The sequence below is a fragment of the Phaeospirillum tilakii genome, from assembly GCF_042683125.1.
Taxonomy (GTDB): Bacteria; Pseudomonadota; Alphaproteobacteria; order Rhodospirillales; family Magnetospirillaceae; genus Phaeospirillum; species Phaeospirillum tilakii.
Genome location: NZ_JBHUIY010000015.1, coordinates 22,717 through 45,278 on the forward strand (window position 1 = coordinate 22,717; position 22,562 = coordinate 45,278).

Genomic DNA, 22,562 nt, shown 5'->3' on the forward strand with positions numbered 1-22,562 from the left:
TCATGGCCTCCGGCGGCCACGATCGATCGTGGAGGAAGGTCGCGCTGTTTTTCGTCCATTCGCAAAGCAGACGCAAAAATGAAAAGGTTTGTGAAAACCCCTGCTCTGTTGACGCTGTAGTTCCATTGTTAAAAATTTATTTAAAAACGGGGGCCATGCCCTCGTTGTGGCGGCGGAATCATTGTTAACCTCGTCCCCGTTTTGTGCTATCTTTCGCCTGTGACATCACAACATCCCTCCACTTCCCGTGGCACGCATCCTGGCGTTGACCTGTCGGGAGGGGTGTTTCCACCCGATGTCACACTTGGATTAACCGGAGATCGCTGGATGAAACGGACTATTCGTACCCTGACGCTGACGGCGGCCATGCTGGCTCTGTCCGTTCCGCCGCTGTTCGCCCAGGTCGCCCAGCCGACGGCGGAAGACGTGGTGGCCTTCGTCGGCAAGATGCAGGCCCACGTGACCGAGGTCGGCACCGACAAGGCCTTCGCCGATTTCAGCGACCTCAAGGGGCCGTGGGTGAAGGGCGAGCTGTACGGCTTCTGCCATTCGCTCGAGGGCATCAATGTCGCCCATGGCGGCAATCCCGCCCTGATCGGCAAGAACGTGCTGGGCTTCAAGGATCCCGACGGCGTGCTGGTCAACGTCGCGGTGGTCGACAAGGCCAAGACCGAGGGCAAGGGCTGGGTCGAGTACAAATGGCCGAACCCCACCACCCGCAAGGTCGTGACCAAAAAGGTTTATGTCGAAAAGGTCGCCGACAAGTTTGTGTGCGGCTCGGGTTATTACGTCCAGTAATGGGCGTCTTTGGTTATTTTTGACTTCATTACGACCGGTAAAGGGATGCCCCCGAGATGAAAGCTTTCTGCGATCTTCCTCTTTTTCAGAAAGTCGTCATCGCTCCAGCGGTGGGCATCCTCGCCCTGGTGGTGCTCGCCGGACTGGTGGTGGGCAATGCCCGCCAGCAGAACGCGGCGGTCGCCCGTCTCAACGACGTGGTGTTCACCCAGACCGAGCGCAGCCTCGACATCAAGGACGCGGTCGCGGTCTATCATTCCCATCTGTTCGGGCTGATGTCGGCGGCGATCAACGAGTCGGACCCGTCCAAGCAGGCCAAGACCATCGCGGAGATCAACGCCGAGATGGCCGCCCTGAACGGCAAGATCGCCGCCGCCTTCCCGGCCGGGTCCGGCCCGCGCCAGCAGCAGATGGCCAAACTGTTCCAGACCTATCGCGACGCGGCCCAGCAGGCGGTCGACATCGGCAGCGGCGAGGCCTCCTACGGGGTGATCATGATGGGCGAGGCCGACACCCAGTTCCGCGCCCTGCGCGCCGAACTGGAGGCCTGGGCCCGCGACCTCCAGGCCGAGCGGGTCCGGGTGGTCGAGCAGATCCGCGCCGACAATGAAACCGGCTGGCAGCGCACCGTGGCGGTCGTCGGGCTGGTCTCGGTGCTGACCCTGATCGTCACCCTGGTGATCTCGCGTCAGATCACCCGCCCGATCCTGCGCCTGACCCGGACGATGAGCGCGCTGGCCGACGGCCAGATCGACATCGGCATCGAGGACGGCCATCGCGGCGACGAGGTGGGGGCGATGGCCCGCGCCGTGCTGGTGTTCAAGGAGCAGGCGGTCGAGAACCGCCGGATGGAAGGGGCGCGCCATGCCGCCGAGCAGCGCGCCGCCGACGAGAAGAAGCAGGATCTGCAACGGGTGGCCTCGGCGCTGGAAACCAGCGTCGGCAGCGTGATCGGTTCGGTCAGCCGCGCCGCCGCCAACATGCAATCCTCGGCCCAGGCGATGGCCGACACCGCCGCCAGCGCCAATTCCGAGGTCTCCAACGTCGCCGCCGCGATCAATCAGGCCTCCAGCAACGTCCAGACCGTCGCCAGCGCCGCCGAGCAGATGTCGGCCTCGGTGTCCGAGATCAGCCGGCGCATCCAGGAATCCTCGGCGATCGCCCAGCAGGCCGCCGCCGAGGCCGAGCGCACCCGCGCCAAGGTCCAGGTGCTTGACGAGGCGGCGCAGCGGATCGGCGACATCGTCAACCTGATCAAGGCGGTGGCCAACCAGACCAACCTGCTGGCGCTCAACGCCACCATCGAGGCGGCGCGGGCCGGCGAGGTCGGCAAGGGTTTCGCCGTCGTCGCCGCCGAGGTCAAGGATCTCGCCCGCCAGTCCTCCACCGCCACCGAGGGGATCGCCGCCCAGGTCCAGGAGATCCAGAACGCCACCCAGGAGGCGGTCGCCGCGATCCACGGCATCGACGGCACCATCGCCACCATCAACGAGAACGCCACCGCCGTCGCCGCCGCGATCGAGCAGCAGAGCGCGGCGATCCGCGAGATCACCCGCAACACCCACGAGGCCGCCACCGGCACCCAGCACGTTGCCGACACCATGCAGACCGTCAGTCAGGTGGTGACCTCGAGCGGCCAGTCCGCCAATCAGGTGCTGTCGGCCTCGCGCGAACTCGACGAGCAGGCCCAGGTGCTGAAGGACGAGATGAGCCGCTTCGTCACCCGGATCCAGACGGCGGCCTGAGGCGGTCCCCCGGCCTTTCTCATTCGGGGGGACGGGGGATCCACACCACGGTGGCGCTGTCCGACTGGTTGCACAGGTCGGCCAGCCGGGCCGCCGATACCCGGGTCGGGGTGATGCCGTTGATGCTCAGCATCCCGCGCCGGACCAGTTTCCAGCCGGCGGAGACGCAGGGGCCGGGCGGCACCCTCTCGGCGGTGACCACGATCTGGCCGTTCGATTTGCGTTCGACATGGAACACCGGCCCGCCGGGGCTGGGCGGCGGGGCCACCCCGCCCGCGGCCGCCACCATGTGGTCGAGAAACTGTTCGGCGCCGGCGGCGGAAGGGACGCCATGATCGGCGCGGATCAGCAGCCACACCGTCGCCGCGGCCAGCAGGGTTGCCGCCAGTCCCCCGGCCAGGGCATAGCGTTTGAGCCGGGCGCGGCGGCGGGCGGCGCGGCGTCGGTCGGAAAAAGTTCTGCTCGGCGGCGGCGCGTTCATGGGCGTTTTTTCAGGCTGAAGCCAAGAACCTGAAAAGGATGGCAAGAAAGTTTTAACGGACCATTAGCCGGACGGGAAATTATCCCGGCGGTGATCTCTTGCCGGAAACGCCGTCCATGATACCATGAGCCCGGTCCGAACGGTCTGGGCAAGGCCTGACGTGACTGTTTTGTTAAGTCGGGGATCGTCTGGGGAGGATGATGATGGATTTCCGCCGTTTTGCCGTTCCCGTGGTGGTGTCGCTGGTGGTCGGGGGGGTGGTCTATGGCCTGTCGCTGGCCGGCCAGCAATCCTTGCGCGCCGAGATCGAGCAGATCAAGCAGCTGAAGGGCGAGGCCGACCGCCGCTTCGCCGATGTCGATGCCCTGGTCAGCCGGGTCGAGTCGATCGACCACCGCGTCAGCAGCGTCGAGAAGACCCTGCCGGCCAGCGCGGCGGCTCCGGCCGAGGAACCCGCCCCGGCGGCGGCGGCGGCGGCGGCGGCTCCGGCTCCGGCTCCGGCCGAACCGGCCGCGCCCGCGCCCGCACCCTGTCGGGCGGCCGCCCCGGCGGCCGCGCCGGCTCCCGACAAGCCCTGACCGGGCGGCCGTCGCCCGGATCGGCCGGTCAGGATTCCGGCAGGCCCAGCCTCGCCGCCAGCTCGGCGGCGAGGGCGGCGATCTCGGCGGCGGCGGTGCCGCGCGGCTCGGTTTCACTGACGCCGCGCCCCTCCAGCATCGCGCCGGCGAAGGCGATGCGGTTGCCGAGGCCGGTCTCGGCCAGCGTCACCCCCTGGGCCACCAGTTCGGCGCGGATCCGTTCCACCAGCCTGCCCCGGGCCGGGGCGCGGTTGAGCAGGACCAGGGCGGGGCTCTTCTCCCGCCGGGCGATCTCCAGCGTCGGCGCGGTCGCCCACAGATCCATCGGCGAGGGCTGAACCGGCACCAGGATCAGGTCGGCGGCGCGCACCGCGATCCGCACCTCGGTTTCGGCATGGGGCGGGCTGTCGATCAGCACCAGATCGCGGTCGGCGCGCAGCCGGTCGAGTTCGGTGCCGAGCCGCCAGCCGGCAGCCTGGACGAAGGCGAGGCCGTCCTCCTCGCCGAGCGCCTGCCGCCGCAGCGCGAACCACGCCGCCAGCGAGCCCTGCGGATCGATGTCGAGCAGCCCGACCCGGCGTCCGGCGCGGGCCCAGGCCACCGCCAGTTGGGCGGCGAGGGTGGTCTTTCCGGCGCCGCCCTTCTGCTGGGCGATGGTGAGGATCCGGGCCGGCATGGTGCCTCCTGCTGACGGGCTGGCGGGAACGATCTCGCCCGAGGCTAGCCGAGCCGTGTCATTTTGCAAGCGTCGGCGGTTGCTCCGGCGCGGTTCCGGCGCAGGTGATCCCCATGGTGAAGATGGTTTCCTCCCCCACCTCGCAGCGATCGTCGAGGCGAAAGCCGGGAATCTCGCGCAGCGCGGTCGGCAACGCGAGGTGCGGCTGGCTGCCGCGCAGCACCAGACAGCGATAGCCGGCGAAGGCGGTGGCCGGGTCGAGCCGGTGGCCCCAGCGCATCAGCCCGCGCTTCCACCAAGTATGGTCGTTGATGAACCAGGCGTAGGTGTCGGGGGGCATGATCGCCTCCAGTTGCGCCGAATAGCGTCCCTGGGCGTTGAGGTCGCCGCGCAGCAGGGCGTAGGAGGGCGACGAGGCGGAATCGTAATCGATCCGGGCGCAGCCGGCGAAGCGGCCCATGTCGAACGCCTGGGTGGCGCGGGTCCAGCCGGCCAGCTCGTTGGTCTGGCGCGTCACCGCCGGCAGGGTGAGCCCCACCAGCGCCAGCCCCAGCGCGGCCCAGCCCCAGCGGTGGGCGGCGGCCGGGGCGGCGGCGGCTGAGCGCAGATGCAGCAGCGCCAGCGCCGGACCGGTCAGCAGCAGCGCCGGTTCGAGATAATGGGCCGCCGGCTGCTTGGCCACCAGCAGCACGGTGGCGATCTGGGCCAGCGCCAGCCCGGCCAGCAGCCGCGCCGACGGGTCGAACCGCCGGTGCCGCAGCGCCGCCGCCAGTACCGCCAGCGAGGCGACCAGGGTCAGGGTGAAGATCAGCTTCGAGCCGAACAGGGCCAGCACGGCGCGGGGATAGCGGGCGGGGTCGATCACCGTCGCCGCGCCATCGCCATAGGCGCCGCTGTGCAGCACCATCCGCCCGACCCAGTCGACCCAGATCCCGGCCGAGGGCCAGGCCGGCAGGGTGCAGAGCAGGAAGCCGCCGACACTCGCCAGCCCCAGCACCGCCAGCCGGCGGCGGTCGAGCAGGAACAGCGGGATCAGGCCGAAGGTCAGCGCCTGGAGCTTGCAGGCGATGGCGAAGCCGACGGCGAGGCCGAGCCGGGCCGCCGGGCCGTCGCGCCGGGCCGCCTCGGGCCGCAGCAGCGGCAGGACCGCCGCGATCACCAGCGCCCAGGCCAGGATCAGGAACGCCTCGGGCTTGGGGTGCAGGGCGAATTTGGGGATGATCATTGACAGCAGCGGCGCCGCCTGGGTCAGCAGCGCGGCGGCGAGGCTGCCGCTGGCCCGCCACACCGCCCAGCCCAGCCCGGCCAGCGCCAGCCCGAGCAGCGGATAGAGCAGCCCGGTGACCCGGGCCAGCGCGCCCTCGGGATCGGCCAGCACCGCCGCGACCAGATCGGCGGCGGGGGCCAACGGGTCCGACAGCCGCAGCACCAGGGCGACGAAGACCTGGATCGGGGTGCCGGGATGGCTGACGTCGGTGGGCGCCAGCCCCTCGATCAGGCGCAGCCCGTTCAGCAGGTAATAATAATCCGGATCGAGATTGAACACCTGCCACAGCGGGCCACTGGCGGCGCGCATCGCGAACAGGGTGGCGACCAGCGCCAGCGGCAGCGCCAGCAGCGCGGCCGGGCTCAGCCGACGGACAGGGTTCATCGCCGGGGTTCCTCCGGGCGGGGGGTCAGGAAGGCGTAGAAATTGGCGGTCCAGATCTCGGGCGGGGTCAGCAGCGCCCAGGACAGGAAACGGTGCAGCAGGGCGTCGGTCAGCCGGCGGCGGGGCGAGCCCTGGCGTTGCGGCCGCACCTCGGCGTCGAAGCCGGCGGCGTCGGCCAGCTGGCGCAGGGCGATCGGGGCGAAGGCGGTGCGGTGGGTCAGGTCGCCGAACTGATAGCCGAGCCCCCACGGACAGCCGGCATTGGGCACCTTGATCACCACTCTGCCGCCCGGGGCCAGTCTGTCCCGCGCCGCCCGCAGCAGCGCGCACCCGGCGGTGGGGGAGAAATGTTCCAGCACGTCGAGCAGGACGATGCGGTCGAAACTGCCGAGGTCGGGATCGCCCAGCAGCGCCAGCGCGTCGCCGCAGCGGAAATCGTCCCGCACCGCCGCGGGCAACACCTCGGCCAGGGCGGGATCCTGGTCGATGCCGACCCGGCGGTGGACCCCCTTGGCGGCGAGATAGGCGAGAAACGCCCCGGTGCCGCAGCCGAGTTCGAGGAAGGCCATCCCGCTGTCGCAGCCGGCGGGCCGCCAGATCTCGCGATCGAAGCGGCGAAGCTCCTTGCGGCCGATGGTCGGGCAGCGGTAGCGCTTGTGGCTGGCATAGCTGCGGTAGAAATCAGTGGGCACGGAATGGTTCCTGTTGCGGGTCCTGACCCGGGCGGTGTAGCCGATTGCCCGGTCGGCCGGCAAGCCCTCCCCGGTTCACGAGGACGTCCGTTCCTGGCGCACATAGCTGGCGAGGCGGAGGTCGTCGCCGGCGGTGTGGAAGGCGAACCATTCGATCAGGAACCCGACCAGATCACGGTCGCGCAGGCTGGCGACCGACAGCGAGCGGGTATAGCTGGCGAGGTCCTCCAGCAGCAATTGGTGGGTGCGGCGGTGGGGGATCAGGTCGGGGTAATCGACCTCGACCATCAGGCTCTCTTCGCTGAAGAAATGAAAATCGGCGTATTTGTACAGCTCGATCAGGTGACGCTGCACCCGTTCGAACGGCCGCCCCTCGGTCAGGTCACGCTCGATCTGGAGAATCAGGTCGAGAAAGATCCGGTGTTCCCCGTCGATCCGGGGATGACCGATCTCGTAGGATGCTTTCCATACCGCTCGCACCATCGGCGCTGGTTCCTCGTCGTGTTGCCGCGTCCCCGGGCGGGGACGCGGCGGATCCGGCTCTACCGGGTCGCTTCCTTCAGCACGGCGGCGACATGGCCGGGCACCTTGACCTTGCGCCAGACGGCGCGGATCGTCCCGTCGCCGCCGATCAGGAAGGTGGCGCGCTCGATGCCGAAATATTTGCGCCCGTACATGCTCTTCTCGACCCATACCCCGTAGGCCTCGGTGACGGCGCCGTCACTGTCGGCGCCGAGCGGGAAGGGGAGATCGAGCTTGGCGCGGAACTTGGCATGGCTGGCGACCGAATCCCGCGACACGCCCACCACCTCGATCCCGGCCTGCCGAAAGGCGGGATAGGCATCGCGGAAGGCGGCGGCCTCGGCCGAGCAGCCCGAGGTGTTGTCCTTGGGATAGAAATACAGCACCAGCGTCCGGCCGGCGAAATCGGCGAGGCGGAGCGGTCCGTTCTCGCTGTCGAGGGTGAAATCGGGCGCGGGCTGGCCGGGCTCCAGGGTCATGGCGCGGTCTCCTCGGAGGTGGGGGGAAGCGTTTGCCCGGCCGGTGCGACGATCAGCCGCTCGAACACCGCCCGGGCGGCGTCGGCGCATTCCTCCATCCGATCGACCAGACTCTTGAAGTCGCCGACCCCGGCGGCGCTGACCAGCAGGCTCTTGAGGCCGGGCGGGGCGTTGCTTTCGTCGAAGCCGGCCGGCAGGGTCTGGCGCAGCACGGTCTGCACCGCTCCCCACAGCGCCAGCGCCTCATCGAGGGTCTGGGCGTCGCCGTCATCGAGCAATCCGGCGGAGCGGGCCCGGCTCAGCGCCTCGGCGGTGTTGGCGGCGAGGATGGCGGGATGGTCGGCGGCGTGGGCGAGCTGGAGGGTCTGGGCGATGAACTCGATGTCGACCAGCCCGCCCGGGCGGTATTTGACGTCCCAGCCGCTGGCCGGCTTGTGCGTCTGGGCGATCTTGTCGCGCATCGTTGCCACGTCGCGCAGCAAGGCGACCGGATCGCGCCGCCGGGTCAGGGTGTCGCGCCGCACCGCCTCGACCCGGGCGGTCAAGCCGGGGTCGCCCGCCACCACCCGGGCCCGGGTCAGCGCCATGTGCTCCCAGGTCCAGGCCGCCTCGGCCTGATAGCGGCGGAACGCCTCCAGGCTGGAGGCGACCGGGCCGGAATGGCCGGACGGCCGGAGCCGCATATCGACCTCGTAGAGGATGCCCTCGCCGGTCTTGGCCGACAGCGCGTTGATCAGGCGCTGGGTGAAGCGGGCGAACCACACCGGTACCGCCAGCGCCTTGGCGCCGTCGGATTGCTCGGCGTCCTCGGGGGCGTCATAGACCAGGATCAGGTCGAGATCCGAGGTGGCCGACATCTCGCGCCCGCCGGCCTTGCCCATCGCCAGCAGCACCCAGGCCCCGCCCGGCACCGTGCCGTGGGCCTGGGCGAACTCGGCCTCGACCCGGGGGGCGAGGGTCGCCAGCACCGCCTCGGCCAGATCGGACAGGGCGCGGCTGGCTTCGGCCGGGCCGATCACCCCGCGCAGGGTCAGCACCCCGATCTGGAACTTGCGGTCGTTGGTCCAGCGGCGGGCGAGATCGAGCAATTGCTGGAAATCGTCGGCGCGGTCGAGGGCGCGGTCCAGTTCGGCGGCGAGGGCGTCGCGGCCGGGCGGCGGGGCGAAGAAGCCGGCCTGGAGCACCGCGTCGAGCAGCACCGGATGGCGGGCGAGATGGGCGGCCAGCAGCGGGGCGTCGCCCATGATCTCCGCCACCAGATCGAGCAGGGTCGGGTTGGCGTGGAACAGCGAGAACAACGCCACCCCGGCCGGCAGCCCGCGCAGGAACTCGTCGAAGCGCAGGAAGGCCTGATCCGGGGCGGCGGTGTCGGCCAGCGCGGCGAGCAGGGTCGGCGTCAGCTCGGTCAGCAATTCGCGCGCCCGGGTCGAGCGGGTGGCACGCACCCGGCCGTGATGCCAGCCGCGAATCGTCTCGCACAGCACCGCCGGATGGGCGAAGCCCATCTCGCCCAGGGTGTGGAGGGTCTCGGGATCGTCCTCGCCACCGGTGAACACCAGATCGCCGCGCGGGGCCAAGGCCGGGGCGTCCTCGAACAAGGCGGCGTAATGGGTCTCGACGGTGTGGAGGGTGGCGAGCAGCGCGGCGCTGAACGAGTCGACGTCGGGATGGCCGAGAAAGGCGGCGAGCTGGGCCAGCCGCTCGGGATCGTTCGGCAGGGTCTGGGTCTGCTTGTCCTCGATCATCTGGAGGCGGTGTTCGATCCGCCGCAGCTCGCGATAGGCTTCGGTCAGGGTTTCGGCCACCGCCGGCGCGACATGGCCGGCGCGGGCCAGGGCGGCCAGGGCGGCGACGGTGCCGGATTCGCGCAGTTCCGGCTGGCGGCCGCCCCAGATCAGCTGCTGGGTCTGGGCGAAGAACTCGATTTCGCGGATGCCGCCGCGCCCCAGCTTGATGTTGTGGCCGGCGACGGCGATGGTGCGGCCGCCCTTGTGGGCGTTGATCTGGCGCTTGATCGAATGGATGTCGGCGATGGCGGCGAAATCGAGCGACTTGCGCCAGATGAACGGGCGCAGGAACTTGAGGAAGGCGCTTCCGGTGTCGGGGTCGCCCGCCACCTGCCGGGCCTTGATCATCGCCGCCCGTTCCCAGTTCTGGCCGAAGCTCTCGTAATAGGTCTCGGCGGCGATGATCGACACCGCCGCCGGGGTCGAGCCGGGATCGGGGCGCAGGCGCAGGTCGGTGCGGAAGACGTAGCCGTCGCCGGAATGGCTTTCCAGCACCCGGCACAGGTCGCGGGTCAGCGCCACCATGAATTCCGGCACGCTCTTGGTGCCGCGATACTCGATCTTTTCGTGGTCATAGAACACGATCAGGTCGATGTCGCTCGAATAGTTCAGTTCGTGGGCGCCGAGCTTGCCCATCCCCAGCACGACGATGCCGGAGGCGCGGCCGGGCGACTCGCCCGCCGGCAGCACGATGTCGCCCTTGAGGGCGGCGCGGCGCAGCAGGGTGTCGAGGGTCAGGGCGATCGCGGTGTCGGCATAGCGCGACAGGGCGCCGGTCACCTGCTCCAGCGTCCAGGCCCCGGACAGGTCGGCCAGCGCGGTCAGCAGGGCGACGAAGCGCTTGCCGACCCGCAGCGGCTTCATCAGCGCGGCCGGGTCGTCGCAGGTGCCGATCTCGGCCTGCAACTGCTCCAGCAGGTCGGCGAAGGCCTCGTCGGGGCCGACCTCGAGCAGCCAGGCGACATAAGGCGGCTCGGCCTCGAGGCAGCGGGTCAGGAACGGACTGTTGGCGAACACCCCGTCGAGCAGCCGGCCATAGAGGGGATGGTCGGGCAGCTCGGTCAGCCCCTGGGCGGATTCGCCGAACAGCGACACCGCCTGACGCCAGCGGTCGCGGCCCAGCGACAGACGGAACGGATCTGCCACACGTGGCAGCAAAGCGCTGACGACCGGAAAACCCACCTTGTGTCCCTCCCGACGCTATGGTTGCTTCACACTGCGAAATGCGGACCGGGGGGTCAAGCCCTACCGCCCCGGGCGGGGCGGGGCGCGGCGGGATCGGGACAGAACGGAAAGGGCCGGGCTTTTGGTGCATGATGCCGTCGGGGTATTGTTCCGGGTGCTGTGGGGCTCGCTGCTGCTGCTGGTGGTGGCGGTGCCGCTGCTGGCATGGCGGCTCGAGCGGGAGCCGATCGGACTCGACGCGCTGACGCCGATGATCGAGCGGGCGCTGTCCGACGAGCGTTCCGGGCTGCGGGTCACCCTGGGCCGCACCGTGCTGACGGCGGGCGAGGGGGCCCGGCTGCTCGATTTCCACGCCTTCGACCTTGCCGCCTATGGCCCAGACGGCGACCAGCCGATCCTGACCGTGCCCGACGTCTCGTTCAGCCTCAATTTCCGCGCCCTGCTGGCCGGGCGGATCGCGCCCGACACCATCAGCCTGACCGGGGTGCGGCTGGCGCTGGTGCGCGAGGCGGGCGGGCGGGTGCGGCTCGGCATCAATGGCGGCGGGGCGGAACCGACTCCGGCTTCCGGCGCGGTGGGCGACCTGATCCGCGATGCGCTGCTGGGCGAGCCCGACCCGGCCAAGCCGGGCCGCACCCTCAACGCCTTCACCATTACCCGGGCGATGGTGACGATCGAGGATCGCGGCCTCGGCCGCTCCTGGCAGGTGCCGGAAGCCGACCTGACCTTCCGCCGGGTCGAGGCCGGCCTGACCGCCAGCGGCCGCCTGCGACTGGAGATCGAGTCCGACCGGGTCGATCTCGCCCTCGACGCCGATTACCACAAGGGCGACGGCAGCCTGGGTCTGGCCGCCCGGGTGGCCGGGCTGCGGCCGGCCCGGCTGGCCGGGCTCGATCCGGCGCTGGCCGGGCTCGCCGCCGCCGACCTGCCGGTATCGGGCGCGGCGCGGGCGCGGCTGGCCGCCGACGGCCGGCTCGACCGGCTCGATCTCGACCTCGCCGCCGGGGCAGGGCGGCTGGTGCTGCCGGCGCCGCTGGCCGGCACCCTGCCGCTGACGGCGGCGGTGGTGAAGGGATCCTATCAGCGCGAGCGCGACCGGCTCGACCTCAGTGAATTCCGGGTCGAGTTCGGCGGGCCCGCCCTGACCGCCAGCGGCGCGGTCGAGGGGCTGCTGGGCGGTGGGGCGGTGCGGCTCGAGGCCGCGCTGCGCGACGTGCCGGTCGATCGTCTGGGCGAATTGTGGCCGCAGGGACTGGCCCAGAACGCCCGCGACTGGGTGGTGTCCAATCTGTCGAAGGGGATGGCGCGCGAGGCGACGCTGGCGCTGGCCGGCCGGCTGCCGCCCGGGGGCGATCCGGCCGGACTGACGCTGACCCGGCTGGGCGGGACCATCCGCGCCGATGGCGTCACCGTCGATTACCTGCACCCGATGCCGCTGGCGCGCGGGGTCAAGGCCGAGGTCACCTACGACGCCCACAGCATGCGGATCGTCCTGCGCGAGGGCGAGGCGCCCGGCCTGCGCCTGCGGGGGGGCGAGGTGCTGTTCACCGGGCTTGATCAGGTCGATCAGTTCGCCGAGATCACCCTTGATCTCGGCGGACCGCTCGCCGCCGCGCTGCGGCTGCTCGACAGCCCGCCGCTGCGCTACGCCCAGGCGCTGGGGATCGATCCCGGCCGGGTCGGCGGCGACACCACCACCCGGGTCGGCTTCAAGTTCCCGCTGTTGCAGGCGCTGCGGCTCGACGACCTCGACATCCATGCCGAGGCGTCGGTCAAGGGGCTGATGCTGCCCAAGGTGGCGCTGGGGCAGGACATCGAGGGCGGCCAGCTCGATCTGACCGTCGATGCCAAGGGGCTGGACGCGGTCGGTTCGGTGGTGCTGGGGGGCGTGCCGGCCAGCCTGTCCTGGCGCGAGAATTTCGCCGCCAGGGGGGCGCCGTTCCGCAGCCGCTATCACATCAAGGCGGCCCAACTGGGCGAGGAGCAGCGGCGGCGGTTCGGGCTCGATGCCGCGCCGTTCGTCGCCCCGCTGCTGGCCGGGCCGGTCGGGGCCGATGTCACCGTCAGCCTGGGCGATGGGGGGAAGGGCGAGATCGCCGCCCGGCTCGACCTTGCCCCGGCGCGGATGGCGCTGGCCCCGCTCGGCTGGAGCAAGGAGGAGGGCAAGCCCGGCAGCGCCGAGGTCGAGGTCCGGCTGGAGCGGCGCCAACTGGCGGCCGTGCCGCATTTCGCGGTCCAGTCGGCCGGGCTCGACGTGCGCGGCACGGTCGGGTTCGACGGCGAGGGCGCGGCGCGGCGGATCGAGTTCACCCGGCTGGCGGTCGGGCGCAGCGAGGGCGGCGGGGTGCTGACGCTGCCGCCCGGCGGCGGGCTCGATTTCAGCTTCAGCGGCGCCAGCCTCGACCTCGCCCCCGCGCTGGCCGACAAGAGCGAGGACGGCCAGGACAAGGATCACGGTCCGCCGCTGACGCTGTCGGCCCATGCCCGGCGGCTGTGGGTGTCGGAGATGGGGGCGCTCGGCGACGCCAGCCTGTCGGTCCGGCGCGAGGGGGGGGATTTCCGCAGCCTCGCGCTGCAAGGCGGGCTGGAGGGCGGCCACAAGCTGTCGGTCACCATCGCCGGCGATGCCGCCTCGCGGCGCAGCCTCGCGGTCCATTCCGACGATGCCGGCGCGGTGGCCCGCGCCTTCGATCTCTATCCCGATCTGGTCGGCGGCGAGCTGACCGTCAGCGGGGCCTATGACGATTCCGTTCCCGGCCATCCCCTGACCGGCCGGCTCAAGGTGACCGATTATCAGGTGCGCAACGCTCCGGCGCTGGCCCGGCTGCTGACGGTGGCGGCGCTGACCGGGGTGCTCGACCTGCTGCGGGGCGAGGGGGTCAGCTTTTCGGCGCTGGAGGCCCCGTTCGTGTCGAAGGGCGGTCTGCTGGAGCTGAAGGACGCCCGCGCCTGGGGGCCGGCGCTGGGGATCACCGCCAAGGGCCAGATCGACCTCGACCGCTCCCGCCTCGCCATCGAGGGAACGGTGGTGCCGGCCTACGTGCTCAACAGCGCGCTGGGCCAGATTCCGCTGCTGGGCTGGCTGGTGACCGGCGGCGAGGAGGGCGGCGGGGTGATCGCCTTCCGCTACACGATGAAGGGGCCGGCCGACGACCCGTCGGTGACGGTCAATCCGCTGTCGGCGCTGACCCCGGGCTTCCTGCGTCGGCTGTTCAATCTGTTCGACGACGGCAGCGGCACCGAGGCCCGTCCCCGCTGACCCCGGTGCCGGCCTTTCGTGGGCTCTGCCCACACCCGCCAAGGGCCGCAAGGCCCTTGGAACCCATTAATGGTCGGGCACGGAAAGGCCGGTCAGCTTGGGCGCGGGCAGAGCCCGCGTCTTTTCAGCTCGCCGCCTGGGCGGTTTCGCCGTACCAGCGCGGGGTGTAGACCCAGGCGCCGCCATCGGGGCGATGGAAGGCCTGGGTGGTGGAGGAACCGACGATCACCACCGTGCGCATATCGACCTGATCCGGGGTCAGGGCGTCGAGGCGGACGGTCCACACCTTCTCGTCGGGGCGGCCGACGTCGCGGCCGAGCACCACCGGGGTTTCCGGGGCGCGGTGGCGGCGCAGCAGGTCGAGCGCCTCGCCCAACTGCCACGGCCGGGCTCGCGAGATCGGGTTGTAGAGGGCGATCACCAGATCGGCGGCGGCGGCGTGGCCGAGCCGGTCGAGAATCACCGGCCAGGGCTTCAGATTGTCCGACAGCGACAGGATGCAGAAATCATGGCCGATCGGCGCGCCGGCCCGGGCCGCCGCCACCTGGGCGGCGGAGATGCCGGGCACCACCACCAGTTCGACGTCGCGGTGCCAGCCGGGTTCGTCGGCCTGATGCAGCGCCTCCAGCACGGCGGTGGCCATTGCGAAGATGCCGGGATCGCCCGACGACACCACCACCACCGATTCGCCGGCGGCGGCCAGGGTGAAGGCATGGCGGGCGCGGTCCATCTCGACCCGGTTGTCCGAGGCGTGGATGATCTGGTCGGCGCGGAACGGTCCGGCGAGGCGGACATAGGTCTCGTAGCCGATGATGTGGCGGGCGCGGCGCAGTTCCTCGCGCGCCTCGGGAGCCATCAGCCCGCCGCAGCCGGGGCCGAGCCCGACCACGGCGAGGCGGCCGCGCCGGGCGGTGCCGGTCGGACGCTGGGCGGAGGAATCGCAGTCGGGCAGGGTGATCGCCGGGGTGACGCCGAGCGCCGCGCCGACGATGCGGGCCAGCCGGTTGGCGCCCCGGCGCAGGCCGAGCAGCGGCACCACCGCGCCGCCGTCCTCGGCCACCGCCAGCACCGGCGGTTCGGGCTGGTCGGGCTTCAGCAGCGGGCCGAGGGCGCGGAACACCGTCGCCGCCGCGCACAGGGCGACGATCGGCTGGTCACGACGGTAAAGGTCGCGCAGCGCCGCCTCGACGCTGTCATGCAGGATCTCGGCGCCTTCGACCGGGCCGGCGAGGCCGCTGATCGCCGCCTCGGGACAGCCGGAACGGATCCGTCGCGCGGTTTCCTGACCGTCGGGACCAAGGCAGAGGATGGCGGGCGCCAGCAGCGGGTCGAAATCCATCATGCCTCCCAACGCGGTCCCGGCACCAGGATCATCGCGAAATAGGGGACCGTGGCCGGGTCGATCCCGTCGAGCGGCAGGGTGCGCTGCTCGGCCATCGTCGCCCGCTCGACATAGCGGGCGCGGTCGAGCAGGCCGAGTTCCGCGATCACGCCGCGCACCTTGGCGAAATTGGTGCCGAGCTTCATCACCACCGCCGCCTCGGCCCCGGCGAGCTGGCGGCGCAGATCCTCGGCCGGCAGCACCCCCGACAGCACGGTCAGGGTCTGGTTGCGGTAGACCAGCGGGGTGCCGGCCACCGCGGCGCAGGCCAGCATCGAGCAGACGCCGGGCACCACCTCGGTGGCATAGCGTTCGGCGAGGCGGTCGTGCAGATACATGAACGAGCCGAAGAACAGCGGGTCGCCCTCGCAGATCACCGCGACGTCGCGGCCGGCTTCCAGCTCGGCCGCCACCGCCCGCGCCGAGTCGTCGTAGAAATCGCGCATCGCCGTCTCGTAGCAGAACGGCGCCGGCAGCTTCTCGGTGGTGACCGGATAGATCAGCGGCAGCAGCGCCTTCGACGGCGGCAGATGGCCCTCGACGGTGGTGAGGGCGTTGCCCTTGCGGCTCCGGGCGGCGAAATAGGCCACCACCGGCGCTTCGCGCAGATGGCGCAGCGCCTTCAGGGTGATCAGTTCAGGGTCGCCCGGGCCGACGCCCAGGCCGAACAGACGGCCGGCCATTCACTCCTGCTCCGAGGCCAGGGCGTTGATCGCCGCCGCCACCATCGCGCTGCCGCCGCGCCGGCCGCGCACGATCACGAACGGCACCCCCCGGCTGTTTTCGGCCAGGGCGTCCTTGGATTCGGCGGCACCGACATAGCCGACCGGGATGCCGAGGATCAGCGCCGGATGGGGCGCGCCCGCGTCAAGCATTTCGAGCAGGCGGAACAGGGCGGTCGGGGCATTGCCGATCGCCACCACCGCCCCGGCCAGATGCGGCCGCCACAATTCGAGCGCGGCGGCGGAGCGGGTGGTGCCGAGCGAACGGGCCAGCTCGGGCACCGACGGGTCGTAGAGCGGGCAGAGGATCGGGTTGGCGGCGGGCAGCCGGGCGCGGGTGATGCCCTCGGCCACCATCTTGCAGTCGCACAGGATCGGCGCGCCGGCCAGCAGGGCGGCGCGGCCGGAGGCGCCGGCGCCGGGCGAGAACACCAGATCGTCGATGATGTCGGGCATGCCGCAGGAATGGGCGACGCGCACCGCGAGTTTCTCCAGGTCGGGCGGAATCCGCGACAGGTCGGCCTCGGACCGGATGATGGAGAAGGACTGGCGGTAGATCTCCTGGGCGTCGCGGGTGTACTCGATCATCTTGCTCCTGAACCGCGGGAAAAGCCGGATCATGTTCCTGTTTTAGCCCAGGGGGCGCCCGCCGGTGCGCTCTCATACACCAAAGGAGAGGGGGAGGAAAGACGCTAGCGGGCGGTTCCGGCGGCGACGCGGGCGTTGCCGGAGCCCCGCCCGCTGGATTATCACCCCGGCGCGGCGACATTCCGACAGGCGAGAGGGGAGCACGGGCGATGAGCGCATGGCTGACGGTGGTGGGACTGGGCGAGGACGGCCCGGACGGGCTGGGCGCCGCGGCGCGGGCGGCGCTTGACGGCGCGGCGGTGCTGTTCGGCGGCCGGCGTCATCTCGATCTGGTGCCGGCCCGGCCGGGGCAGGAGCGGGTGGCGTGGCCGAGCCCGTTCGAGCGGGCGGTCGAGCTGGTGCTGGCCCGGCGCGGCCAGCCGGTCTGCGTGCTGGCCAGCGGCGATCCGATGTTCTACGGGGTCGGCGCCACCCTGGCCCGCGCGGTCGGCGCGGACGAGATGCGGGTGCTGCCGGCACCGTCCTCGCTGTCGCTGGCGGCGGCGCGGCTGGGCTGGCCGTTGCAGGAGGTGACGGTGGTCAGTGTCACCGGCCGGCCGCTCGAACTGGTTCACCCCCATCTGGTGCCTGGGGCGCGGCTGCTGGTGCTGTCGGCCGATGGCGGGACGCCGGCCCAACTGGCGGCGCTGCTGGCCGGGCGCGGCTTCGGCGCCAGCCGGCTGACCCTGTTCGAGCATCTGGGCGGGCCGCGCGAACGCCGCGTCGAGGCCAGCGCGGCGGGGTGGGGCGATGCCCCCGCCGCCGATCTCAATCTGATGGCGGTGGAATGCCGCGCCGATGCCGGGGCGGTGCCGCTGTCGCGTCTCGCCGGCCTGCCCGACGACGCCTATCAGAGCGACGGCCAGTTGACCAAGCGCGACATCCGCGCCGTCACCCTGGCCCGGCTGGCGCCGCTGCCGGGCGAGCTGCTGTGGGATGTCGGCGGCGGCAGCGGTTCGATCGGGATCGAATGGATGCGGGCCCATCCGTCGTGCCGGGCCATCGCGGTTGAGTCCGATTCCGGGCGGCAACAGACCATTCTCGTCAACGCCGCCGCGCTGGGGGTGCCGGGGCTGCGGCTGGTTGCCGGGGCGGCGCCCGAGGCGCTGGCCGGGCTGGAGCCGCCCGACGCGATCTTCATCGGCGGCGGCCTGACCGTGCCCGGGGTGGTCGAGGCCTGCTGGGCGGCGCTGAAGCCGGGCGGGCGGCTGGCCGCCAACGCCGTCACCCTCCAGACCGAGCTGGCGGTGGCCGGCTGGCGCGAACGGCTGGGTGGCAGCCTGACCCGGCTGTCGGTGGCCCAGGCCGGGCCGCTGGGCCGCTTCGACGTCTGGCGCACCGCCCTGCCGGTGACGCTGTGGGTGGCGGACAAGCCCCGGCAGGCCTGATTGGCGGGGGAGGGGGGTGTTCCCACCCTTTCCCTCGGGGCTGGGTTGATGCTAAAGTCGCCCGGTTGACGTTGATTTTTTTTAGAGGTGCCGTGATGTCCGAAGCCGTGTCCGCCTCCGCCCCTTCGATCGGCCTTACCGCCAGCGCCGCCGAGCGGGTGCGCAGCCTGATCGCGGCCGAAGGCAAGCCGGATCTGCGCCTGCGGGTATCGGTGTCGGGTGGGGGCTGTTCCGGCTTCCAGTACGGGATCACCCTCGACGACGCGGTCAACGAGGACGACCAGTTGTTCGAGCGGGAAGGGGTGGAAGTGGTGGTCGATCACACTTCGCTCGACCTGCTCAACGGCGCGGTGGTCGATTTCGTCGAGGACCTGATCGGCGCCTCGTTCCAGATCAAGAATCCGAACGCCACTTCGACCTGCGGCTGCGGCAATTCCTTCACGGTCTGACCGGCGCGAGAGGCGAGGATGACCCGGATTCTGGTGGTCGAGGACACCGCGCTGATGCGCGAATCGCTGGTCGATGTGCTGTCCGCCGCCGGCCATGACATCACCACCGCCGGCGACGGGCTCGCCGCGGTCGAAACCGTGGCGGCGGGCGAGTGCTTCGACGTCATCGTCACCGACATCATCATGCCCGAGATGGATGGGATCCAGACCATCCTCGAACTTCAGACCCTGCTGCCGGAGGCGCGGATCATCGCCATCTCCGGCGGCAGCGCCCGCCTCGACAAGGTGCGGGGCTTGGAGACCGCTGCCCGCCTCGGTGCGGTGGCGGTGCTGGAAAAACCGTTCGAGGTTGATGCCCTGCTCGACGCGGTCGCGCGCGCCGCAGGCTGAGATTACGGGCTCCGCCCGTACCCGCCAAGGGCCGCAGGCCCTTGGATCCCATTCCTTTTTCCATCGAGATCGCGGCACCGCCGTTTCCCGACCATTGACGCAGGTCCAGGAGCCGCTGGCTCCTGGCGGGTGCGGGCAGAGCCCGCGTCTTTTTTAAAAAAACAACATTATGCGACAACGACGATTCCATAATTCAGAATGAATGAAAGAATGAATCCCCCCAACAACCCCTCATCTTGCCATCAGACCTGAAGATCAAAGGTTGTGTCTATTATATCTCCTCAACCTCAGCGATGCCGGCGATCGAGCGGAGCGACGACATGAAGGCGGGGGTGATGGTGATGGTTGAATCGAGACCGATCTCGACCTCGCGATGCTCGATGCGGGCGACGATCGAGACGCGGTTGCGGCCCCGGCCGACGCCGTCGAGCAGGCCGCGCAGGGGAGGGATCGCCGCCGGATCCTCGAGGAAGACACGGATCCCGGCGGCGGCGCGGGCGGCTTCCTGATCGAGCGAGGCGATGCGCTGACAGGTCATCCGCAGCTGGTCATCTTCCAGCCGGGCATCGACCTCGATCAACAGCGGCCCGCCGGCGTCGAGGATGTCGCGGCCGGCGGCGAGGGTCTCGGAAAAGCAGGTGACCTCGAACAGGCCGGAGGAATCCGAGAACTGAAGGAAGGCGTAGCGCGAGCCCTTGGCCGAGGTGCGTTCCTGCTTGGCCAGCAGGGTGCCGGCGAGGCGGATGCGGCCCTTGCCGCCCGAGGTGAGGTGGCGGGGCAGTTCGGCCACCTTCAGCACGTTGAGGCGCTTGAGGCTCTTGGCGTAGGCGTCGAGGGGGTGGGCGGAGAGATAGAACCCGACCGCCTCGAATTCCATGTTGAGCTTCTCGTGCGGCGACCAGTCGGGGCCGGCTTCGAGCTTGAGGCGGGGCTGGTCGCCGCCGCCGAGCAGGCTCATCTGGCTGCTGGCGCGTTCCTCGGCGGCCTGGGCGGCGGTGCGGACCAGGGTATCGGCGTTGCGGAACAGCCGGCCGCGATTGCGGTCGAGCGAGTCGAACACGCCGGCCTTGATCATGTTTTCGAGCTGGCGGCGGTTGATCTGGCGGGCGTCCATCCGGGCGACGAAATCGACCAGATCGCGGAAGGGGCCGCCCTTGTCGCGTTCGGCGTCGAGGGCGCGCATGCCGCCTTCGCCGACATTCTTCAGCGCGGCCAGGGCATAGCGCACGGCGAGGCTGCCGTCGGGCTGGCGTTCGACGGTGAAGTCGGCGCGCGAGGCGTTGATGTCGGGGGGGAGGAGGGGGATCTTGAGCCGGTCGAGTTCCTGCCGCAGGCTGTTGAGCTTGTCGGTGTTGTTGATGTCGTAGGTCATGGTCGCGGCCATGAACTCGGCGGGGTGATTGGCCTTCAGCCAGGCGGTCTGATAGGCGATCAGGGCGTAGGCGGCGGCATGCGACTTGTTGAAGCCGTATTCGGCGAACTTGGCGACCTTGTCGAACACCATCGAGGCCTGGGCGGCCTCGACCCCGCGCGCCACCGCGCCCTCGACGAAGGTCTTGCGCTGGGCCTCCATCTCCTCGCGGATCTTCTTTCCCATCGCGCGGCGCAGCAGGTCGGCGCCGCCGAGCGAATAGCCCGACAGCACCTGGGCGATCTGCATCACCTGCTCCTGATAGACCATGATCCCGAAGGTTTCCTTCAGGATCGGCTCCAGCAGCGAATGCATGTAGTCCGGCTCTTCCCGCCCGTGCTTGCAGGCGATGTAGCGCGGGATCTGGTCCATCGGGCCGGGGCGGTACAGCGCCACCACCGCGATCAGATCCTCCAGCCGGTTGGGGATCATCTTGCGCAGCACGTCGCGCATGCCCGAGCTTTCCAACTGGAACACCCCGGCGGTGTCGCCCCGGGTCAGCAATTCGTAGCTGGCGGCGTCGTCGAGCGGGATCGCCGACAGATCGACCTCGATTCCCTTCACCGTCTTGATGTGGCGCACCGCCGCCTGCATCACCGACAGGGTCTTGAGGCCGAGGAAGTCGAACTTGATCAGGCCGGTGGATTCGACCCACTTCATGTTGAACTGGGTCACCGGCATGTCGGAGCGGGGATCGCGGTAGAGCGCGACCAGCTCGTCGAGCGGGCGATCGCCGATCACCACGCCGGCGGCATGGGTCGAGGCGTGGCGGTAGAGCCCCTCCAGCTTCATCGCCAGCCCGAGCAACTGGGCGACGTTCTCGTCGCGGTCGCGCGCCTCGGCCAGCAGCGGCTCGCTTTCCAGCGCCTGTTCCAGCGTCACCGGGTTGGCCGGGTTGTTGGGCACCAGCTTGCACAGGCGGTCGACCTGGCCGTAGGGCATCTGGAGCACGCGGCCGACGTCGCGCAGCACGGCGCGGGCCTGGAGCTTCCCGAAGGTGATGATCTGGGCGACGCGGTCGTGGCCGTAGCGGTCCTGGACGTAGCGGATGGTTTCCTCGCGCCGGTCCTGGCAGAAATCGACGTCGAAGTCGGGCATCGACACGCGTTCCGGGTTGAGGAAGCGTTCGAACAGCAGGCCCCAGCGCAGCGGATCGAGATCGGTGATGGTCAGCGCCCAGGCCACCGCCGAGCCGGCGCCCGAGCCACGGCCCGGCCCGACCGGGATCCCGTGCGCCTTCGACCATTGGATGAAGTCTGACACGATCAGGAAGTAGCCGGGGAAGCCCATCTGCTCGATGATGCCGAGTTCGTATTCGACCCGTTCGCGGTAGGGGCGGGCGATCGCCGCGCGCTCCTCCTCGCTCATGCCGGGCTGGAACACATGCTTCCACAGCCGCTTGTCCAGCCCCTCGTTGGTCTTCTTGCGCAGCACCTCGGGCTCGGTCAGCCCGTCCATGTGGTAGGGCGGCAGCAGCGGCTTGCGCTTGGTGACCATGAAGGCGCAGCGGCGCGCCACCACCAGGGTGTTGTCGATCGCCTCGGGCAGGTCGGCGAACAGCGCCCGCATTTCGGCCGGGCTCTTGAAATAATGCTCGGGGGTGAGGCGGCGGCGGTTGTCCTCGGCGACATAGGTGCCGCCGGCGATGCACAGCAGGGCATCGTGGGCGGGATACATCTCGCGGTCGGGGAAGAACGCCTCGTTGGTGGCGACCAGCGGCAGATCGCGCTGATAGGCAAGGTCGATCAGGGCCGGCTCAATCCGGTCCTCGACCTCCAGCCCGTGGCGCATCAGCTCGACATAGAGCCGGCCGGGGAAGATCTCCTCGAGCCGGGACAGCAGGGCGGCGGCGAGATCGGTCTGGCCCTCGGCCAGGGCGCGGCCGACTGGCCCGGCCGCGCCGCCGGTCAGGCACAGCAGGCCGTCGGCATGGGGGGCGAGGTCGCCCAGGGTCACCTGCGGGGTCTCGCCGCCCTCGGTTTCGAGGAAGGCTTTCGACACCAGCTTCAGCAGGTTGAGATAGCCGGCCTCGCTCTGGCACAGCAGCACCACGGTGTCGGGCTCGGGGCGGCGGCCGTCGCGATTGGGCGGGCCGTCCTCGCGCCGGATCGCCAATTGGACGCCGATGATCGGCTGCACCCCGGCATCGGCGCAGGCGGTGGAGAATTCGAGCGCGCCGAACAGGTTGCCGGTGTCGGTGATCGCCACCGCCGGCATCCCCATCTTGTCGCACAGCTTGACCAGCGGCTTGACCTTGATCGCCCCCTCGGACAGCGAGTAGGCGGTATGGACGCGCAGATGGACGAAATCGGCACAGGCGGCGGCAGCCATCGGCTCAGCT

At 70.4% G+C, this 22,562-nt stretch carries 18 protein-coding genes; 7 read left to right on the top strand and 11 right to left on the bottom strand.

Going from position 1 to position 22,562, the window contains the following annotated elements; translation table 11 throughout:
- The first annotated feature begins 327 nt into the window (after positions 1 to 327).
- Complete coding sequence (locus ACFSNB_RS09145) at positions 328 to 798, top strand: cache domain-containing protein (RefSeq protein ID WP_377315869.1); 471 nt, start codon at positions 328 to 330, stop codon at positions 796 to 798.
- Positions 799 to 854: 56 nt separating this feature from the next.
- Positions 855 to 2,543 carry a methyl-accepting chemotaxis protein gene (locus ACFSNB_RS09150; protein WP_377315870.1) on the top strand — a complete coding sequence of 563 codons (1,689 nt, stop codon included), beginning with the start codon at positions 855 to 857 and terminating at the stop codon, positions 2,541 to 2,543.
- A 19-nt stretch (positions 2,544 to 2,562) separates the two neighbouring features.
- Here ACFSNB_RS09150 and ACFSNB_RS09155 read toward each other — a convergent pair whose 3' ends face one another.
- Entirely contained in the window at positions 2,563 to 3,024 is a 462-nt protein-coding gene (locus ACFSNB_RS09155) for a hypothetical protein (RefSeq protein WP_377315871.1), read from the bottom strand.
- Positions 3,025 to 3,227: 203 nt separating this feature from the next.
- On the opposite strand from ACFSNB_RS09155, the gene ACFSNB_RS09160 reads away from it, so the two are divergent.
- Positions 3,228 to 3,602 (top strand): hypothetical protein, encoded by a 375-nt coding sequence (locus ACFSNB_RS09160; protein ID WP_377315872.1) that lies wholly within the window; start codon positions 3,228 to 3,230, stop codon positions 3,600 to 3,602.
- A 28-nt stretch (positions 3,603 to 3,630) separates the two neighbouring features.
- On the opposite strand, the gene parA is transcribed toward ACFSNB_RS09160, so the two are convergent.
- The 6 genes from parA to ACFSNB_RS09190 form a co-directional block, all read right to left on the bottom strand.
- Positions 3,631 to 4,278 (bottom strand): ParA family partition ATPase, encoded by a 648-nt coding sequence (parA, locus tag ACFSNB_RS09165; RefSeq protein ID WP_377315873.1) that lies wholly within the window; start codon positions 4,276 to 4,278, stop codon positions 3,631 to 3,633.
- 58 nt (positions 4,279 to 4,336) lie between these two features.
- Entirely contained in the window at positions 4,337 to 5,929 is a 1,593-nt protein-coding gene (locus ACFSNB_RS09170) for a hypothetical protein (RefSeq protein ID WP_377315874.1), read from the bottom strand.
- The gene (locus tag ACFSNB_RS09175) at positions 5,926 to 6,621 is read right to left on the bottom strand and encodes a class I SAM-dependent methyltransferase (RefSeq protein WP_377315875.1); all 696 of its coding nucleotides are present in this window, start codon (positions 6,619 to 6,621) and stop codon (positions 5,926 to 5,928) included. The genes ACFSNB_RS09170 and ACFSNB_RS09175 overlap by 4 nt, the downstream gene beginning before the upstream one ends.
- Before the next feature lie 75 nt (positions 6,622 to 6,696).
- Entirely contained in the window at positions 6,697 to 7,104 is a 408-nt protein-coding gene (locus tag ACFSNB_RS09180) for a bacteriohemerythrin (RefSeq protein ID WP_377315876.1), read from the bottom strand.
- 59 nt (positions 7,105 to 7,163) lie between these two features.
- The gene (locus ACFSNB_RS09185) at positions 7,164 to 7,622 is read right to left on the bottom strand and encodes a peroxiredoxin (protein ID WP_377315877.1); all 459 of its coding nucleotides are present in this window, start codon (positions 7,620 to 7,622) and stop codon (positions 7,164 to 7,166) included.
- Positions 7,619 to 10,591, bottom strand: coding sequence for a bifunctional [glutamine synthetase] adenylyltransferase/[glutamine synthetase]-adenylyl-L-tyrosine phosphorylase (locus ACFSNB_RS09190; protein ID WP_377315878.1), 2,973 nt, complete (start codon positions 10,589 to 10,591; stop codon positions 7,619 to 7,621). Before ACFSNB_RS09190 ends, ACFSNB_RS09185 begins: the two co-directional genes overlap by 4 nt.
- Before the next feature lie 127 nt (positions 10,592 to 10,718).
- Here ACFSNB_RS09190 and ACFSNB_RS09195 point away from each other — a divergent pair, with 127 nt between their 5' ends.
- Positions 10,719 to 13,853: a YhdP family protein gene (locus ACFSNB_RS09195; RefSeq protein ID WP_377315879.1), complete on the top strand. Its 3,135-nt coding sequence runs from the start codon at positions 10,719 to 10,721 to the stop codon at positions 13,851 to 13,853.
- A gap of 124 nt (positions 13,854 to 13,977) precedes the next feature.
- Here ACFSNB_RS09195 and cobJ read toward each other — a convergent pair whose 3' ends face one another.
- The 3 genes from cobJ to ACFSNB_RS09210 are packed head-to-tail and all read right to left on the bottom strand — an operon-like array spanning position 13,978 to position 16,544.
- Positions 13,978 to 15,192, bottom strand: a complete 1,215-nt coding sequence (gene cobJ, locus ACFSNB_RS09200) for a precorrin-3B C(17)-methyltransferase (protein WP_377315880.1) — start codon at positions 15,190 to 15,192, stop codon at positions 13,978 to 13,980.
- Positions 15,192 to 15,917 carry a precorrin-2 C(20)-methyltransferase gene (locus ACFSNB_RS09205; protein ID WP_377315881.1) on the bottom strand — a complete coding sequence of 242 codons (726 nt, stop codon included), beginning with the start codon at positions 15,915 to 15,917 and terminating at the stop codon, positions 15,192 to 15,194. The genes cobJ and ACFSNB_RS09205 overlap by 1 nt, the downstream gene beginning before the upstream one ends.
- Positions 15,918 to 16,544 (bottom strand): precorrin-8X methylmutase, encoded by a 627-nt coding sequence (locus ACFSNB_RS09210; protein WP_377315882.1) that lies wholly within the window; start codon positions 16,542 to 16,544, stop codon positions 15,918 to 15,920.
- Positions 16,545 to 16,753: 209 nt separating this feature from the next.
- On the opposite strand from ACFSNB_RS09210, the gene cbiE reads away from it, so the two are divergent.
- From cbiE to ACFSNB_RS09225, 3 genes are all read left to right on the top strand, one after another.
- Positions 16,754 to 17,971 carry a precorrin-6y C5,15-methyltransferase (decarboxylating) subunit CbiE gene (gene cbiE / locus ACFSNB_RS09215; protein ID WP_377315883.1) on the top strand — a complete coding sequence of 406 codons (1,218 nt, stop codon included), beginning with the start codon at positions 16,754 to 16,756 and terminating at the stop codon, positions 17,969 to 17,971.
- A 95-nt stretch (positions 17,972 to 18,066) separates the two neighbouring features.
- Positions 18,067 to 18,420 carry an iron-sulfur cluster insertion protein ErpA gene (erpA, locus tag ACFSNB_RS09220; protein ID WP_377315884.1) on the top strand — a complete coding sequence of 118 codons (354 nt, stop codon included), beginning with the start codon at positions 18,067 to 18,069 and terminating at the stop codon, positions 18,418 to 18,420.
- A gap of 18 nt (positions 18,421 to 18,438) precedes the next feature.
- On the top strand, positions 18,439 to 18,810 hold the full coding sequence (locus ACFSNB_RS09225; protein ID WP_377315885.1) for a response regulator: 372 nt from the start codon (positions 18,439 to 18,441) through the stop codon (positions 18,808 to 18,810).
- A gap of 271 nt (positions 18,811 to 19,081) precedes the next feature.
- On the opposite strand, the gene dnaE is transcribed toward ACFSNB_RS09225, so the two are convergent.
- Positions 19,082 to 22,552 carry a DNA polymerase III subunit alpha gene (gene dnaE, locus ACFSNB_RS09230; protein ID WP_377315886.1) on the bottom strand — a complete coding sequence of 1,157 codons (3,471 nt, stop codon included), beginning with the start codon at positions 22,550 to 22,552 and terminating at the stop codon, positions 19,082 to 19,084.
- Positions 22,553 to 22,562: the final 10 nt, after the last annotated feature.